General features: G+C 63.4%; 15 protein-coding genes. 6 read left to right on the plus strand and 9 right to left on the minus strand.

The window, feature by feature from the left end; all coding sequences use genetic code 11:
- The first annotated feature begins 6 nt into the window (after positions 1-6).
- A complete protein-coding gene (locus ABB26_RS13775) occupies positions 7-1257 on the plus strand; it encodes an alkaline phosphatase family protein (protein WP_057635103.1) in 1251 nt (416 codons plus the stop codon).
- A 356-nt stretch (positions 1258-1613) separates the two neighbouring features.
- On the opposite strand, the gene ABB26_RS13780 is transcribed toward ABB26_RS13775, so the two are convergent.
- Complete coding sequence (locus ABB26_RS13780; RefSeq protein ID WP_057635105.1) at positions 1614-2519, minus strand: DnaJ C-terminal domain-containing protein; 906 nt, start codon at positions 2517-2519, stop codon at positions 1614-1616.
- Between the two features lie 128 nt (positions 2520-2647).
- Positions 2648-3079, minus strand: a complete 432-nt coding sequence (locus tag ABB26_RS13785) for an Hsp20/alpha crystallin family protein (protein WP_057635253.1) — start codon at positions 3077-3079, stop codon at positions 2648-2650.
- A 148-nt stretch (positions 3080-3227) separates the two neighbouring features.
- Between ABB26_RS13785 and ABB26_RS13790 the strand changes: the two genes are divergently transcribed.
- Together ABB26_RS13790 and ABB26_RS13795 are read left to right on the plus strand one after the other, a co-directional pair.
- Entirely contained in the window at positions 3228-3710 is a 483-nt protein-coding gene (locus tag ABB26_RS13790) for a peroxiredoxin (RefSeq protein WP_057635107.1), read from the plus strand.
- A gap of 27 nt (positions 3711-3737) precedes the next feature.
- The gene (locus ABB26_RS13795; protein ID WP_057635109.1) at positions 3738-4316 is read left to right on the plus strand and encodes a ferritin-like domain-containing protein; all 579 of its coding nucleotides are present in this window, start codon (positions 3738-3740) and stop codon (positions 4314-4316) included.
- A gap of 128 nt (positions 4317-4444) precedes the next feature.
- Here the strand turns inward: ABB26_RS13795 and ABB26_RS13800 are convergent, their stop codons facing one another.
- Positions 4445-6538, minus strand: a complete 2094-nt coding sequence (locus ABB26_RS13800) for a M13 family metallopeptidase (protein ID WP_057635255.1) — start codon at positions 6536-6538, stop codon at positions 4445-4447.
- A 206-nt stretch (positions 6539-6744) separates the two neighbouring features.
- Here ABB26_RS13800 and ABB26_RS13810 point away from each other — a divergent pair, with 206 nt between their 5' ends.
- Positions 6745-9315, plus strand: coding sequence for a mechanosensitive ion channel family protein (locus tag ABB26_RS13810; protein WP_161809058.1), 2571 nt, complete (start codon positions 6745-6747; stop codon positions 9313-9315).
- 80 nt (positions 9316-9395) lie between these two features.
- Here the strand turns inward: ABB26_RS13810 and ABB26_RS13815 are convergent, their stop codons facing one another.
- The 6 genes from ABB26_RS13815 to arsH all read right to left on the minus strand — a co-directional run bounded on the left by ABB26_RS13815 (position 9396) and on the right by arsH (position 15247).
- On the minus strand, positions 9396-10499 hold the full coding sequence (locus tag ABB26_RS13815; RefSeq protein ID WP_057635116.1) for an MFS transporter: 1104 nt from the start codon (positions 10497-10499) through the stop codon (positions 9396-9398).
- A gap of 94 nt (positions 10500-10593) precedes the next feature.
- Complete coding sequence (locus ABB26_RS13820; protein ID WP_057635118.1) at positions 10594-11382, minus strand: DeoR/GlpR family DNA-binding transcription regulator; 789 nt, start codon at positions 11380-11382, stop codon at positions 10594-10596.
- 279 nt (positions 11383-11661) lie between these two features.
- Positions 11662-12111, minus strand: coding sequence for a nuclear transport factor 2 family protein (locus ABB26_RS13825; RefSeq protein WP_083490843.1), 450 nt, complete (start codon positions 12109-12111; stop codon positions 11662-11664).
- A gap of 70 nt (positions 12112-12181) precedes the next feature.
- Positions 12182-13096 carry a type 1 glutamine amidotransferase domain-containing protein gene (locus tag ABB26_RS13830; RefSeq protein ID WP_152982687.1) on the minus strand — a complete coding sequence of 305 codons (915 nt, stop codon included), beginning with the start codon at positions 13094-13096 and terminating at the stop codon, positions 12182-12184.
- A gap of 70 nt (positions 13097-13166) precedes the next feature.
- Positions 13167-14237, minus strand: a complete 1071-nt coding sequence (locus tag ABB26_RS13835; RefSeq protein WP_152982688.1) for a helix-turn-helix domain-containing protein — start codon at positions 14235-14237, stop codon at positions 13167-13169.
- Between the two features lie 290 nt (positions 14238-14527).
- Positions 14528-15247 carry an arsenical resistance protein ArsH gene (gene arsH, locus ABB26_RS13840; protein WP_057635127.1) on the minus strand — a complete coding sequence of 240 codons (720 nt, stop codon included), beginning with the start codon at positions 15245-15247 and terminating at the stop codon, positions 14528-14530.
- A gap of 45 nt (positions 15248-15292) precedes the next feature.
- Between arsH and ABB26_RS13845 the strand changes: the two genes are divergently transcribed.
- Positions 15293-15622 carry an ArsR/SmtB family transcription factor gene (locus ABB26_RS13845; protein ID WP_057635129.1) on the plus strand — a complete coding sequence of 110 codons (330 nt, stop codon included), beginning with the start codon at positions 15293-15295 and terminating at the stop codon, positions 15620-15622.
- A gap of 9 nt (positions 15623-15631) precedes the next feature.
- Positions 15632-16111: an arsenic resistance N-acetyltransferase ArsN2 gene (gene arsN2 / locus ABB26_RS13850; protein ID WP_057635131.1), complete on the plus strand. Its 480-nt coding sequence runs from the start codon at positions 15632-15634 to the stop codon at positions 16109-16111.
- Positions 16112-16177 lie beyond the last annotated feature (66 nt).

The following is a 16177-nucleotide window of genomic DNA, read 5'->3' on the forward strand; positions in this document are numbered from 1 at the left end:
GGCGCGATGATTTCGATACGTTTTCCCATTGCTGCACTGTCCTGTGCCCTGCTCGCTGCATGCGCCTCCTCACCTGCGCCAGTCGCTCCGTCACCGACGCCGCCAACCGTGCTGCTGCTGTCCATCGACGGCTTGCGTGCGGACATGCTCGACAGCGGCAACAGCCCCAACCTGTCGCGACTGGCACGCGAAGGGGTGCGCTCGGTGGGCATGCGCCCGTCCTATCCGTCATTGACCTTCCCCAACCATTACACGCTGGTCACAGGCCTGCGCCCGGACCGCCACGGCATGGTCCACAACAGCATGAATACCGACGCGCTAGGCAACTTCCGCGTCGAAAGTCGCGAAGCCGTACGCAACCCTGCCTGGTGGGAGGGCGGTGAGCCACTGTGGGTCAGTGTCGAGAAGGCCGGTTACAAGAGTGCCACCTGGTCCTGGCCCGGCAGCGAAGCACCGATCCACGGGCTGCAGGCACAGCAGCGCCATCCCTATGACGACAGCGTGCCACTGCCCGAACGCATGCAGCAGGTGCTGTCGTGGCTTGAGGGCACGCCGGACGCGATCAAGCCACGCTTCGTCGCCGCGTACATGGAGCATGTCGACAAGGCAGGCCACAGGTACGGCCCGGACTCCCCCGAGTACACCGCCGCGCTGCGCCAGGTGGATGCCGCCATCGGCCTGTTGATCGACGGCATGGCCGCTGACGGCTCACTGGACAACACCAACATCATTGTCGTCTCCGATCACGGCATGGCCACGGTCAAGCAGGACCAGGTGATCACCCCGGCCGACATGATCGCGCCGGAACTCGCGCGTACGGTTTCCGTTGGTCAGTCGATTGGTTTCGCCCCCCTGCCCGGCAAACACGCCGAAGCCGAAAAAGCCCTGCTCGGGCGCCATGCGCACTACCAGTGCTGGAACAAGGCGCAGCTGCCCACACGCTGGCACTACGGCCACAACCCGCGTGTGCCGCCGATCATCTGCCAGATGGACGAAGGCTGGGATGCGGTGACCCCGGCCATGCGCGCCAAGCGCGCACCCGGCAACAGTGGCTCGCATGGCTATGACCCGGCACTGCCGTCGATGCAGGCGGTGTTTGTCGCGCGTGGCCCGGCGTTCGCACAGGGCAAGCAACTGTCCGCATTCGACAACGTGGATGTCTACCCGTTGTTGACCCGGCTGATCGGGATCCCTGCGCAGCCGAATGACGGTGACCCAAAGGCACTGGAGCAGGCGTTGCGCGTATCGGACATGTGAGGCCGCTTTAAAAGCCCCGCTCCTGCCTGCGGGTTGAGGGGCAACGGTTGCGAACCACTGGTTCGCTGCCCCACGAACCGCCTGGCGCTGGCGCAACGGCTGGGGTGAGGGCGCTTTTGGAGCCCGTAGCGCAAAAGCCCCTCATCCGCCCCTTCGGGACACCTCGCTCGGCGCCCCGGCCGCACACAGCGTGCATGGCGTTCAGTCGTGCATAAGCCAGTGGCGCGCAAGCCCCATGCCTTCACCACGCAGGCGGGAGAAAGGAAAACTCCGGGCTCAGGTCAGCCGAACGTCTGCTCCCGCTACGCTCAAGCATTCACTGCGCCCGCCTTCATCCACATCTCAGAACGTCACCCTCAAACGCTATCGCCGAACGCCTTCGCCAGCTCACGGTAAGCCGCATGCTGCGCCTCGTTTTCCGGCACCGGCGCGATGACTTCAAGTTCAACAATCTGGTCACCGTCAGTCGGCTTGCCCGGCAGGCCACGGCCACGCAGACGCAGCTTGCGGCCGCTGTCCGAATCGGCCGGCACCTTCAATTCCACCGGACCACCGAGCGTGGGCACGCTGATGCTGGTACCCAATACCGCCTGCCATGGCGTGACCTGCAACGTGTACAGAATATTGCGGCCGTCCACCTCGAACTGCGGGTGCGCGGCGTACTCGACTTCCAGCATCAGGTTGCCGCCACCGCTGCCCTGCCCGGTCAGACGGATCACCTGGCCCGGGCGGATGCCCTTGGGCACGCGCACATCCAGCTGACGACCATCGACGGTGATGCGCAGAGTCTCGCCGTTGTAGGCTGCCTCAAGCGGCACCGACAGCTTGGCGCGGGTGTCGCGCATCGGCTGCGGGCCGGCGCTTCCGCCAAAACCGTTGCGGCCGCGCGGGCCACCACCACCGCCGCCACGCTGACGGGCGAACAGGCTTTCAAAGAAATCACTGAAGCCGCCGCCGGCTCCACCGCCGCCGAACACCTCCTCGAAATCAAAGCCCTGACCACCCCCGAAATCCGGCGGTGCCTGGAACTCCTCGCCCGGCCGATAACCCTGCGCACGCAGCTGGTCATATGCCTTGCGCTTGGCCGGGTCACGCAGCGCTTCATACGCCTCGTTGACGGCCTTGAATTTCTCTTCCGCGCCGGCTTCCTTGCTGACGTCCGGGTGGTACTTGCGTGCCAACCGCCGGTAAGCAGTCTTGATCTCCGCATCGCCGGCGGTGGGCTCCACGCCCAGCGTTGCGTAGTAATCCTTGAATTCCATCCTTACACCTCTGCAAAAAAGTCAGGCCCGCCGCCTTTCGGCAACGGGCCGTCATGCAACCGGCAACCGCCGTGGCGCCATTCTAGCGGGCCACGACGGTCATGCTGGTGGAAAGATGCTCACACCGCTCAGGCAGCGGTCGCCGATTCCACCTGGATGCGCCGGGGCGCGGCCTCGCTGTGCTTGGGGATGCGGATTTCCAGCACACCGTTGTGGCTGCGCGCGACAATGCCCTCCGCATCGGCGGTATCAGGCAGCGTGAACCGGCGATTGAAGGCACCATGGCCCCGCTCACTACGCGAAAACAGCTCACTTTCGCCGGCCGCAACCGCAGCACGTTCACCCTTTATCGACAGCACGCCCTTGTCCATCTGCACCTCGATGCCGGACGGCTCCACGCCGGGAAGATCGGCCAGCAGCACGAACTGTGACGCTTCTTCGCGGATATCCACGGCAGGCACCCAACCCTCACGCGCCATGGCGGGTGTTTCCAGCAATGGTGCAAGCAAGTGGCGGATCTCGGACTGCGTCGGCCACTGGCGGTAACGTACGATGCTCATGATGTCCTCCTGCTTGGTAGCGGCCGGCAGACCACTGCGGTGCTGCCGTTCCATGCCCACCACGTATTGTGTGAAGGTGGCCTTTTCAAGCCGTTGACGCTGCGCTTCCCCCGCATCACTAAACTTCAATTCAGATTAGGAGTCCGCAATGTCCATCCAAGTTGGCGATCGTGTTCCGGAAGTCACCCTCAAGCGTCTGCGCGAAGGCCTGGAAACGATTGACACCTACACCCTGTTCGACGGGCGCAAGGTCGTGCTGTTTGCCGTGCCCGGCGCGTTTACCCCAACCTGTTCGGCACGTCACCTGCCCGGCTATGTCGAGCATTTCAACGATTTCCGCAGCCGCGGCATCGAAGTGTTCTGCATGGCGGTCAACGACCCGTTCGTGATGCAGGCCTGGGCCAAGACGCAATCGGTGCCGGATGGCCTGCAGATGCTGTCCGATGGCAACGGTGAATTCACCCGGGCATTGGGGCTTGAGATGGACGCCAGCAGCTCCGGTATGGGCATCCGTTCGCGTCGCTTTGCGCTGTATGTAGAAGACGGCATCGTGCGCGCCAGCTTCATCGAGGAGCCCGGCCAGTTCGAGGTTTCCTCCGCCGAGTATGTGCTGGAGCACCTGCCCGGATAATTCCCCAAACAGAAGGAATGGCCAGCCATGAGCAAGCAGCCCGCCACCAGGAAGACGCCTTCAACCGCACTCCCTGCAGGCATCAGTGATCGCAGGACCCTGCGGGCCAACGCCCGCAAACGCATTGAAGATGGCGCTGTCACGCCCACTTACAGTGCTGATCGCAAAGCGGTGATCAAGCTGCTCAATGATGCGCTGGCCACCGAGTGGGTCTGCGTGCTGCGCTATTACCGGCACTACTACATGGCCAAGGGCATGCTCGCCGATTCGGTCAAGGCCGAGTTCCTGGAGCACGCGCAACAGGAGCAGGCGCATGCCGGCCTGCTCGCAGAGCGCATCGTGCAACTGGGCGGCGAGCCCGATCTTGACCCGGACACCCTCACCGCCCGCTCGCATGCCGAGTACAAGAAAGGCGGCAACCTGCGCGACATGGTGCGCGAGAACCTCATCGCCGAGCGCATCGCCATCGATAGCTACCGCGAGATGATCAACTTCATCGGCGACAAGGACACCACCACCAAGCGCATCCTCGAGCAGATCCTGGCGCAGGAAGAGGAACACGCCGACGATTTCGCCGATCTGCTGGAAGGCTGGATCGGCGAGTAGTCGCGACGGGTCAGCGCGCAGTCAACATGCCTCAACCCGGGTACGCTGCGTGCAGCAGCCCCTAAAAAAGCAGAAGGCCCGGCAATGCCGGGCCTTCTGTGTCTTTCAGCAGATAACCATCGCCGCAATCACCAGATCACAACGCGCTTGTCGTCGGCGCGTACCATCGCATCGCCGGCCTTGCACTGGAACGCTGCCGCGTACGACGGCATGTTCGACGGGGCGCCGTTGGCACGGAAGTTGGCCGGTGCGTGCGGATCGGTGTTCAGACGCACGCGCAGCTCGCCGTCGGTGAAGTTGCGGCGCCACACGGTCGCCCAGTTCATGAAGAAACGCTGATCCTGCGTGTAGCCGTCCACCGGCACGTTGACCTTGGCATCTTCCTTCAGCGCCATCTGCAGCGCGTCGTAAGCCACGGTCAAGCCACCCAGATCGCCGATGTTCTCGCCCAGGGTCAGCTTGCCCTTCACGTTCACGCCCGGCAGCGATTCGTAGCCATCGAACTGCGCGACCAGCTGGTCGGTGCGACTGTTGAACGCGGTGCGGTCGGCATCGGTCCACCAGTTGTCGAAGTTGCCGTTGGCGGCGAACTGACTTCCCGAGTCGTCGTAGCCGTGCATCATTTCGTGGCCGATCACCGCACCGATGCCACCGTAGTTCAACGCCGGGTCGGCCTTGGCGTCGAAGAACGGCGGCTGCAGGATGGCGGCTGGGAACACGATCTCGTTCTTGGTGGCGTTGTAATAGGCGTTGACGGTCTGCGGGGTCATGCCCCACTCGGTCTTGTCCACCGGCTTGCCGATCTTGCCCAGCATGTAGCGGTAGTTGAACGCCTGCGCGGCCTGCATGTTGCCCAGGTAGCTGTCGCCATTGGTGGTCAGGCCCGAGAAATCACGCCACTTGTCCGGGTAGCCGATCTTCGGGGTGAAGCTGGCCCACTTCTCCAGCGCCTTCTTCTTGGTGTCATCCCCCATCCACGGCAGACCTTCCAGGCGTGCCTTCAGTGCCACCGACAGATTCTCCACCAGGTGCTGCATCGCCACCTTGGATTCGGCCGGGAACACCGCGTCCACGTACAGCCGGCCCAGTGCTTCGCCCATCGAGCCGTTCACCGACTCCAGCACGCGCTTCCAGCGCGGCTGCATTTCCTGCTGGCCGCGCAGGGTCTTGTTGAAGAAATCGAAGTTGGCCTGTTCGAAGTTCTTGCTCAGGTATGGCGCGGCGTTGTCCACGGTGTGGAAGCGCAGGTACGCCTGCCAGGTGGCGGCCGGCACGTCGGCCAGCATCTTGTCCACTTCGCCGAAGAAGCCCGGCTGGGCCAGAGAGAACTTGTCCTTGGCCGGGATCTGCAGCGTGTCGAACAATGCGGTCCAGCTGAAGTTCGGGGTCTGCTTGTCGGCGTCGGCCGCGCTGACCGGGTTGTAACGCTTGGACGGATCACGCAGTTCGATGCGCGACAGCGAGGCCTTGGCCAGGCGGGTTTCGAAATCCATCACTGCCTTGGCCTGCTCCTTGGCCTGCGCGGCATCCACGCCGGACAGGGTCAGCAGCTGCTCGATGTAGGCCACGTAGGCGTCGCGGATCTTGGCCTGCGATTCGTCGAAGTAGTAACCCTTCTCCGGCAGGCCCAGGCCGCCCTGGCCGACGTAAGCGATGACGTTGGCCGAATCCTTGAAGTCCGGGCTGGCGTACAGCGCGAACAGGAAGCCGTTGCCCTGCGCGTAGCTGTCACGCAGGTAGCCGCTCAGCGCGGCGCTGTCGTTCAGCGCGGCGATCTTGTCCAGTTCCGGCTGCAGCGGCTTGATGCCGGCCGCCTCGATGGCCGCCTCGTCCGAGCCGGTCTTCCAGATGTCGCCGATCTTGGCTTCGTTGGAACCTGCCGCAGCCTTGCCAGCGGCGGCCTGCTGCACCAGTGCGTGCTGCACTTCCAGCGAGCGCTCGCGCAGGATCTCGAAGCTGCCCCAGGTGGTCTGGTCGCCCGGTACCGGGTTCGCGGTGAGCCACTTGCTGTTGACGAAGCCGTTGAGGTCGTTACACGCCTGCACGGCCGGATCCAGATCCGCGGCGTTGAGCGAGATCAGCTGGGTCTTGATCTGCGACTGATCGAACGCCGCCTTGGCGGCTTCCGCCGGTGCAGCGGGCGCTTCGGTCTTGCCGCAAGCGGCCAGCGAGGCGGCGATTGCAACCGTCAGGGACAACGGGACGAGCTTGGAAAACGACATGGACATCTCCGGCCAAACAGGGAAAAAGGCCATGCAACTGCATGGCACAACCGTTGAGCGTAGGTGATCACGGCCACAGACGGATAGGCCAAAGGTCACGCAGCAGCGTCACGGCAGACGCCGCAAAGTGCCACCTAAGCCAACAGAGCACTGGCGTCCTGGCACGAGGGCGGCCACACATGCCGCCCTCCACCAACAGCCAGACCATGAGCACTTCCCAACACTGGCTGGCCATGCCCGCACCCGCCGAACGCACGCTGTGCCAAACTCCGGCAACGTGGATCGGAGCGTCCACCTGCCGGGAGTCGCCCATGCATTGGCTACGCGCAGTTGTGTTCTGTTTCGCGGCGGCCTGCTGCCATGTCGCCCACGCACAGGCAACGAATCCGCCCGTCCCGAGCACGACGGTCGCGCCTGCATCGCCGACGGCAATCACTCCCGAACCCATCGATGCCGCATTGATCGTGACCCGCGCTGATACCGACGAGCGCCTCGCGATCTCGGCCATCGAGCTGGCCGGCCAACCTGACCCCATCATCGCGCTGGCATCCCCACTGGAGGCGATCACCCGTTCAGTGGACCAGCGTCGACAGGCCTTGTCCCCTGCCCAGCTGCGCAGGGTGCCGATCATGCGCCTTGAAAGCCTGGATCGACATTGGCAGTTCGACAGCAAACGGTTCGCGCGCTGGCGTGATTCGCTGCAGATTGCCACCACCCCCTATGCCGAGGACGCTGCCGAACTCGCTCAACGACGTGCCAGCTGGCAAGCCACGCGGCAACAGCCGAGCGCCATTCCACCGCTGCTGCTCAGCCGCATCGACGCCTTGATAACCCGCTTGACCGAGGCCGAGCAGGCACTTGCAGGCCCGCTCGCAAGGCAGATGGAACTCAGCGCGCGCGCCAATGCCATGGAAGCACGCCTGCAATCAGGCCACGCTGCGGTCACCGATGCCATCGGCTATCTCGACCATCAGCTGCTGCAGGTCGACTCCCCACCGCTCTGGCAGATCGATACAGATTCTCCCGACCAGCGCGCAGTGGCCAGCGACGCGCTCAGCTCGGGCTTGCAGATCGAACTCGAATTCAGCCGTGCCTATCAAGGCGAGCACCGCCACACACAATTCCTGTTCCACGCCATCCAGATACTGCTGCTGCCGTTGCTGCTGTGGGCCCGGCGCTATGGTCGCCGGGCGGAGATCAACAACAGCATCGAAGCCGCCACCCAGCGCGTGCTGGCGCGGCCCTGGTCAACCTGGCTACTGATGTCCACGGTCGCAATGCTGGCACTGGAACCCGATGCGCCACTGCTGACCCTGCAGGCGGGCATGTTGTTCGCATTGATCCCGGTGCTGCGCCTGCTGCCGCCCGGGAGCAAGCGTCTACTTGGGGACTGGCCTTTGGTCGCATCGCTGCTGTATCTGCTCGCAGGACTGGGCTTCTTCTTCCTGTCGAGCAATGTAGCTTTCCGCCTATATACGCTGGTGCTGACCCTCGTGGCCATGTTGTTGACCGGTTTCGTGCAATGGAAGGCATACCGCGCCGGTCACGCACGCACAACTGGAAGGACCGGGCAGCTACTACGTGCAGCGGCGTGGGTCGCGCAAGGCCTGTTCGCGCTTTCCCTGCTTGCCAATATCATTGGCAACCGCACGCTGGCGGAAATGCTGACCAACGCGATCATCGACAGCGCCTACTTCGGCCTGCTGCTCTATGTCGGCATCGCGGTCTTGCTCAGCTTGTTGCACCTGCTGCTGAGCAGGCCCAGCCTGGCGCGTTACCGGCTTACCCGCGATCACGCGCCACCATTGCTTTCACTGCTGGCTCGACTGGGCGTTTTTGTGGCCATTGTCGGTTGGATGATCTATACGATGGACAGCTTCCGCATCCTGCGGCCGACCTATGCAATCCTCGGCAAAGTGCTGTCGCATGAATTCTCCTTTGGAGAATTCAGCTTGTCGCTTGGCCATGTACTGGCCTTTGTCGCGGCAATCACCATCGCCTTCTGGGCGGCCCGGGTTACCCGCCTGCTGCTGCAGGACATACTCCAGCATGGCACCAGCGTGTCGCGCGGCATCGGCAACAGCATCGCCTCCCTTGCCTCGTATGCGGTATTGATGCTGGGCGTTGTGATCGCGCTGTCAGCGGCTGGCTTCAAGGGCAGCCAGCTGGCGCTGCTGTTCGGCGCATTGGGCGTTGGTATCGGGTTTGGCCTGCAGAACGTGGTCAACAATTTTGTTTCTGGCTTGATCCTCATGTTCGAGCGACCGATCCAACCCGGCGATGTGGTCGAGGTCGGTCCCATCAACGGCCGCGTCCGTGATATCGGCATGCGTTCCACCCGCATCAAGACCTTCGAGGGCGCCGACGTGGTGGTGCCCAATGGCACTCTGCTGTCCGAACCGCTGGTCAACTGGACGCTGCTCGACCGCAATCGGCGCATGGAAGTGAATGTTGGCGTTGCTTACGGCAGCGATCCGAAACAGGTGCTTGAACTGTTGTCCCGCTGCGCCGAGCAGACGCCCGGTGTCGCCACCGAACCTGCAGTCGTCGCGTTGTTCGTCGGCTTCGGTGCCAGCTCGTTGGATTTCAGCGTGCGCGCCTGGACGCGCGACTATGACCACTGGCTCAGTATCCGCAGTGCGCTTGTCACCAGCATCCACACCGCCTTGCAAGAGGCCGACATCGAGATCCCTTACCCGCAGCAGGATGTACATGTGCGCAGCCTGCCGACGACACCACCGGTCCCATCGATCGACCCGCCGCCAGCGACTGCGTGAAGGCGGCCCCGACTGCAAGCTCAAACCCCGTCCACAGCCACCTGCACCGGTATAGGCACTGCCCGACCAGATAACCGTGCTCAACGCAACCGCAGCAACGAACCAGTCACCGCAACAATCGCAAGCGCTGCCGCAGCCATCAGGAACGCGGCCTGCAGCGACCACTGCTGGGCGATGAAGCCAATCGCTGCGGGGCCCAGCAGTACGCCCGCGTAGCCCATCGTGGTGACTGCCGGGATGGCGACGCTCTCCGGCATGCGGGTCTGCCGCCCGGCCAGACTGAACATCACCGGCACGATATTGGCGCAGCCAATGCCGACGAGCGCGTAGCCCAGCAAGGCCACGCTGAAACCCGGCACCAGGGTAGCCAAGATGAAGCCAGCACATGCCAGCAGACCGCCCACCAGTACCGCAGCACTCGGGCCAAGCCGGTTCACCAGCCGATCACCGAACAGGCGTGTGGCCGTCATGGCGATGTTGAACGCGACAAATCCCCACCCCGCGTGCGCCAGTTTCACGCCGCGCACCTCATGCAGGAACACCGCGCTCCAATCCAGCATCGAACCTTCGGCGAGAAAACTGATGAAGCACACTGCGCCGATCACGATCACCACGCCGCGCGGCAACGCAACGCCGGCTCCGCCCTGCTGCGCACGCTCGCTGCGCCACCACCGCGATGACGACACGGTGAGCGCCACCACGCCGGCAGCCACCACGCCGGTCGCCAACAAGGCGCCAGCACCGATCGACAACAGCAGCGTCACCAGCGCTGCGCCGGACAAGGCACCAATGCTGTAGAAGGCATGGAAACCAGACATCATCGCGCGCCCGGATTCGCGCTCCACCACCACTGCCTGGATGTTCATCACACAGTCCATTGCACCGATACCGGCGCCGAACACCAGCAACACGATGCCAATGCCAAGTGGCGTTGCCGCTACCGCCAATAGCGGCAACGTCATGACCATCATCAGCACCGTCACCAGCATCACCGGCCGACAGCCATGGCGGGCAGCCAGCATGCCGGCCAGCGGCATGGACAACAGCGAGCCCAGGCCAAGACACAGCAGCAGCACACCCAGCATCGCGTCATCAAGACCCGCACGGGCCTTGGCAAAAGGCACCAGCGGTGCCCAGCATGCAATCGCAAACCCCGGAATGAAAAAGGCGGCACGCGTGGCCATCTGCTGGCTGCGCTGTAGAGATGGCGAATGGGTCACGTGTGGTTCCTGGACTATGGACTGCTGCTGGCGCTTGTGGACGCAGGGAAAGGCTGAATCAGGCCTTGGCCACGGGCACACGTCCCAGGCGGGGCGCAACAGCTGCCAGCCGCTCCTGCATTTCGACCGCGACGCGGTCACTGATCAACAACTGATCGACCTGCTCGATACCCGCAATGCGGAAGCTGCCGCGCGCGCCGACTTTTTCGCTGGCGGCGACGATCAACGTCATATCGCTGGCGCGCAGCATTGCCTGTTTGAATGCGCACTCTTCGGCATTGATGCCCCAGATGCCGGTCTCCGGATCCAGCGCGCACACGCCGGGAATGCAGACATCGGCCTGCAGTTGGGTCAGCTGCTGCAGCGCGATGGATCCGATGGCAGCACCACTGCGCGGATCGATCCGCCCGCCAATCATCATCACCTCCGCAGCCTGCGCACCAGCCAGGGCATCCGCAACGGCGGGGGAATTGGTGACGACCGTCAGCGCGGTGCCACGCAGCGCGCGGGCGATCTCGACATTGGTGGAACCGGCGTCCATCAGCACCACCTGCCCGGGCAGCAACAACGATGCGGCGTGTACGGCCAAAGCGCTGCGCTCCGGATCATGCCGTCCTACCCGCTCAGGCAAGGCATCGAACTGCGGCGTCGGCAGCAAGGCACCGCCGTAGACACGCCGACACAGTCCTTTACTTGCCATCTCGCGCAGGTCACGGCGGATGGAGTCCTCGGAGACGCCGAATGCGGCAACCAGCTCGCTGGCCACCACGCGGCCATGGCTGCGGAGCTGGTCGAGGATGCGCTGCTGGCGCTCCTGCGGGAGTACGTCGGGGCGGGAAAGGGTCATTGTTCACGGGGTTTGCGGCGGCTCAGCTGCAAGTAAGCCGGCAAGGCACGCAACGATCTGATGTCGGCTGATGCCGACAATCATGCACAAACAATTAAAACCGTGCAACAAAATGCATAGAACCCCTAGCCGAGCCCCGCCTGCCCACCACGTGATCGGCAGGGAACCCGACTGATTCAGAGCCCCACTACCGGTTCAGGCGCGCCTGAAACACCGCGCCCACCACACTTTCGGTCGGGCACGGTGTTTCAGCGCAATGCGCTGGGATCAGTAAATGCCCTACGGCGCCGCCGGCTTGGATTGGCCGCTCCACGATTTGCTCACGATCATCCATTTCCCGTCGATCTTCGACAAAGCCAGGTAGTCCAGCCCATCCCATCGTGGATAGTCCAGCGTCACTTTGACGATTGCCGCATCCCGGCCCACCTCCAGGATTTCGTAGCTGCGCTTGCGCAGCGCTTCGTCGGCTGCGGGCTTCCCCGTGAATCCGTTTGCCCACTCTTCTGCGGACTGCGTGACCACGCTGCCCCGCGGGGCGGAGTAACCAACCACCACGCCGTCCCGTCTAAGCACTTCAAGGATCAGATTGGGGTCGCCTGACTCAAACCCACGCATCATCTTCTGCATTACCTGGTCTACTGCGTCACGCTCGCTGTCATTGGCGAGCGCCGACACGGAAAGGAGAAGGAGCGCTCCTGCAAGAACCATGGATTGGATCGGTTTTTTCATGATGTTTCCTGGAGTTGTTGGGGTACGACGCTTGGCCTGCCTCACCCGGCATCGGGTGACGTGTCACAGATCAACCTTTCACCGCACCGCGGCCTGACTGCTGCCCGGTTAGTCTGCGAAGAACATCGACGACGGCCTCCGCTACCGGCTTTGCGGATGCGTAGTTCTGGCCAGTAACCACTCGACCATCGATCTCGATGTACGGGTCCTCACTATCCAGCGCATGGAACACGCCGCCGCGGTCTTCGACCGTTTTCCGGATCAGGAAGGGAAATTCCTTGAAGTAGGCAGCGTCCTGCCTTTCGTGCTCTTCGGGAAAGCCGCTGATGCGCTTGCCTGCCACCAGGTTCTGCCCGCTGGCGAGCTTGAGGTTCACAAGTCCCGCCGTGCCGTGACAAACGGCTGAGATCACGCCGCCATTGCGCTCGTAAACATGCATGGCGATGCTCTGCAGGACGGAATGCTCGGGCACGCCGTAGATCGCGTTGCTGCCGCCGACGTAGTACACCGCACGGTATCGGGCGGGGTCGATCTGTTCGGGCTTGGCCGTATTCCTAAGCCCACGCATGACCTCCTCGTCCTCGATGCGAGAGGCAACATCCTCGCTGACATACTCATCGAGGATCGGCACGTCGCCACCGTCGGGTGAAACGAAGTCCACCACGTACCCAGCGGCCTTGAACGTATCCCACGCATGCACAACCTCACCGAAGCTGATGCTGGCCGGCAGCAGCGATGTGCCATGGACCTTGCTGCTGGCAAGGATGAACAGGATGCGCCCCTGACTGTCGCCGGCGGCAGCCGGGATGACGGCCTTGGCGACAGGCTGGATCGTGCCCGCCCACGCGGCCGGAACACCGGCCTGTGTTCGACCGGAAGTGACCTGCCCTGCGACGGCACTACCCGCATGGGCGTCGGAAACACCGCCCAGCCAAGCGGTCAGCAGAAGCAGGAGTGTGTGTTTGATGAAGCGGGAAGTGTGCATGTACGCCAGCTCGATGGTCGGAGCGGCGACTCTATGGTGTTCCTTTGAAATCAATGTGTTGCATTTTAGTTCAGGAGTGCTGGAATCGATTCCCGGAGTCGTTTCCGGCCGCCCGGAACGCCGCAGGCGTGACCCCTCCCCACTTCTTGAAGGCGCTGTGGAAGGTTGACATCGATTGGAAGCCTGCTTCTTCGGCCACCGCTTCGAGAGGCTTGGTGGGCGACTGTCGCAACAGCCGTTTTGCCTCGACCACGCGAAGTTGTGTCAAGTACTGCTTGAAGGAGGTCTGGTTGTTGTCGTTGAGCAGCTGCGACAGCCGGGTTTGGGGCATGCCCAGTCGACGGGCAAGCCGGGGCAGGGTCAACCCCGGGTCCAGGTGCAGCCGCTCCTGCGCCATCAACTCGGCCAATGCCTGCAACTGCACGGTCGCCTCTGATTCGGGAATCCGGCGATCCTGGTAGGGCTCGATCGGCGCCTGCCCGGAACGCAGGCGCAGATAGACAAGGACGCTCGAAGCCAGGATGAAAGTGAAGGACAACGCACCCACAATGTAAGAGGTGTAGCCAGCGGTGTAGTACGCCGCCCAGATCAACCAGATGCTTACCAGCGCCCCCAGCATCAGCCGGCCGGATGCGGTGCCTGCAAGCCGTGTGCGATGCAGATACACCTGGATGGTGGCAAGCAGCAGATAGCCCAGCCACGCGTAATTGATGCCCGGCGTTATGACATGACGCCACAGCTCGGCATTACCGGTATAAGGCAGGAAAACGTTCACCGCCACGATGAGCAGCAGCAAGCCGGCGATGTGCCAACGGTCTGCACGTCCGAGGCCGGGGCTATCGCTCTGGCTTGAGCGCACCAGAAAGAACAGGCACGGCCCGATCATGAAACATGCAGTCAGGCCAACCTGGAGGACGACTCGCGGAATGTCCGACCAGAAATAGAAAGCCACGGATTTCCCGGTTCGCACCCCTACGGCCAGGATCAACAGCGACAGCCAACGTTGCGTGGGCTTGCCCTTGGCCTGCCACCAGAGGAACGAGGCTGCACCGACGCCACTGAAAGCGCCAAGCATGGCGAAGAAGAACAGGAAGTGCTGACTCAGCATGATCGACACGTCGAAGAAGAGGAATCTCGTCACGCTGTGATCGCACGGCGAAGCTGCGATACACCCTTGCGGCAAACGAGCAGAGGGACATTCTTACACTACGTCGATCAGTTGCATGCGCTGGCGCAGCTCCAGGAAGGCAAGCCACGGCATGTGTCGCATCCTGCTTGCCTGGGTGCTGCCCTGGCAAGCAGGATGGACCTGTCGGGGGTTGTTCGAGCCAGCACCATTCGAAACCGCCCTGCGCTGCCGCATAGTAACGATGCCCCGCAGAAACGCCCGACATGGGCCGGGCCTTCCGTGTCATCAGCCAGGCCGACCGCTCACTCTTCCATCGTCTCTATCACTCCCGCAGCGCGCGCCAATGCCGCGGCCTCGGCCGCTCCCTTGCGCTCGCTGTAGCGATCAACCAGGTAGTCGCTGCGACCCCGCACCATCAACGTGAATTTGATCAGCTCTTCCATCACGTCCACCACCCGGTCGTAGTACGGCGACGGCCGCATGCGGCCGTTCGCATCAAACTCCTGCCACGCCTTCGGCACCGACGATTGATTGGGGATGGTGACCATGCGCATCCAGCGGCCGAGTACACGCAGCGCATTGACCACGTTGAACGACTGGGAGCCACCGCTGACCTGCATCACCGCCAGCGTGCGGCCCTGCGTGGGGCGCACGCTGCCCTCCTCCAGCGGCAGCCAGTCGATCTGGTTCTTGAGCACGCCAGTCAGCGTGCCATGCCGCTCGGGTGACACCCAGACCTGCCCTTCGGACCATTGCGACCATTCGCGCAACTGCTGCACCTTCGGATGATCCTTGCCGCAGCTGTCGAGCATCGGCAGCTCGTGCGGGTCGAACACCCGCGTTTCGGCCCCGAGTTGGCGCAGGATGCGCTCGGCTTCCAGTGCCAGCTTGTGGCTGTAGGACTCCGGCCGCAGCGAGCCGTACAGCAGCAGGATGCGCGGGCGGTGGCCGGGACCGTTGTCGGCCAGCAACTCGGCTTCCGGGTCAGGAAGATGCTCAAACAGGATGTTGGGAAGATTCATGGGGGATATCTTGTTGCGCCTCGATAGTTCGACTATTCTAGAAACATGGAAATGAATCAGGCAATAAGCGCGCTCAACGCACTCGGCCAGGCCACCCGCCTGGCCGCTTACCGGCTGCTGGTGGAAGCCGGCCCGGACGGGCGCATGGCAGGCGAAATCGCCCAGGCCCTGTCGGTGCCCAACGCCACGCTCTCCTTCCACCTGAAGGAGCTGCTGCAGGCCGGCCTGATCCACAGCGAAAGCGTCGGCCGCAATGTCTGCTACCGGGCCAACTACGACGCCATGAACGCGCTGCTCAGCTATCTCACCCACAACTGCTGCGCCGGTACGCCTGCCGCCGACTGCGACGTTGCCACCAGCAATAACTGCTGCTGAGCCAACCCCATGACCGCATGCATCCGCGCCGCTACGCCTGCTGATCTGGCTGCGCTGACCGCGCTGCTGGCGTCAGCATCCCTGCCCGTTGCGGACCTGGACGGCCAGCGCATCCACTTTCTCGTCGCCGAGATCGATGCCCAGTTGGTTGGCGTCATTGGCGTGGAAGCACTGGTTCCGGAGGGATTGCTGCGCTCGTTGGCGGTATCGCCGGCCCTGCATGGCAGCGGCCTTGGCAGGCGATTGGTGCAGGCACTGGAAGCTCATGCCGCACATCACGGCATCGAGCACCTGACGCTGCTGACCGAAACCGCTGCACCGTTCTTCAGCCGCCTGGGTTACCTGCAGCAGCCCCGCGAGCAGGTCACCGAAGCCATTCGTACCACCTCCGAATTCCGCGCCCTCTGCCCTGCTTCGGCGATCTGCATGCACAAGCAACTGGATCCGGCGCGGAGCGCCCCTGACATATCCGCAGCAGCTCCGCGCTGACGCCTGCACAAGTCCCGCTGGCACGCGTGCGGGAGTGAAGCTTTCCCCATCACTTCTGGAACCACC

The organism is Stenotrophomonas humi (genome assembly GCF_001431415.1).
GTDB classification, from domain to species: domain Bacteria; phylum Pseudomonadota; class Gammaproteobacteria; order Xanthomonadales; family Xanthomonadaceae; genus Stenotrophomonas; species Stenotrophomonas humi.

Excerpts from the sequence above, each read along its gene's own strand:
- ABB26_RS13795 (WP_057635109.1), top strand. The coding sequence starts at position 3,738 with ATGAGCAAGCAGCCCGCCACCAGGAAGACGCCTTCAACCGCACTCCCT.
- ABB26_RS13830 (WP_152982687.1), bottom strand. The coding sequence starts at position 13,096 with ATGCACACTTCCCGCTTCATCAAACACACACTCCTGCTTCTGCTGACC.
- ABB26_RS13825 (WP_083490843.1), bottom strand. The coding sequence starts at position 12,111 with ATGAAAAAACCGATCCAATCCATGGTTCTTGCAGGAGCGCTCCTTCTC.
- ABB26_RS13820 (WP_057635118.1), bottom strand. The coding sequence starts at position 11,382 with ATGACCCTTTCCCGCCCCGACGTACTCCCGCAGGAGCGCCAGCAGCGC.
- ABB26_RS13815 (WP_057635116.1), bottom strand. The coding sequence starts at position 10,499 with ATGGCCACGCGTGCCGCCTTTTTCATTCCGGGGTTTGCGATTGCATGC.
- ABB26_RS13800 (WP_057635255.1), bottom strand. The coding sequence starts at position 6,538 with ATGTCGTTTTCCAAGCTCGTCCCGTTGTCCCTGACGGTTGCAATCGCC.
- ABB26_RS13775 (WP_057635103.1), top strand. The coding sequence starts at position 7 with ATGATTTCGATACGTTTTCCCATTGCTGCACTGTCCTGTGCCCTGCTC.
- ABB26_RS13780 (WP_057635105.1), bottom strand. The coding sequence starts at position 2,519 with ATGGAATTCAAGGATTACTACGCAACGCTGGGCGTGGAGCCCACCGCC.
- ABB26_RS13790 (WP_057635107.1), top strand. The coding sequence starts at position 3,228 with ATGTCCATCCAAGTTGGCGATCGTGTTCCGGAAGTCACCCTCAAGCGT.
- ABB26_RS13845 (WP_057635129.1), top strand. The coding sequence starts at position 15,293 with ATGGAAATGAATCAGGCAATAAGCGCGCTCAACGCACTCGGCCAGGCC.
- ABB26_RS13785 (WP_057635253.1), bottom strand. The coding sequence starts at position 3,079 with ATGAGCATCGTACGTTACCGCCAGTGGCCGACGCAGTCCGAGATCCGC.
- arsH (WP_057635127.1), bottom strand. The coding sequence starts at position 15,247 with ATGAATCTTCCCAACATCCTGTTTGAGCATCTTCCTGACCCGGAAGCC.
- arsN2 (WP_057635131.1), top strand. The coding sequence starts at position 15,632 with ATGACCGCATGCATCCGCGCCGCTACGCCTGCTGATCTGGCTGCGCTG.
- ABB26_RS13810 (WP_161809058.1), top strand. The coding sequence starts at position 6,745 with ATGAGCACTTCCCAACACTGGCTGGCCATGCCCGCACCCGCCGAACGC.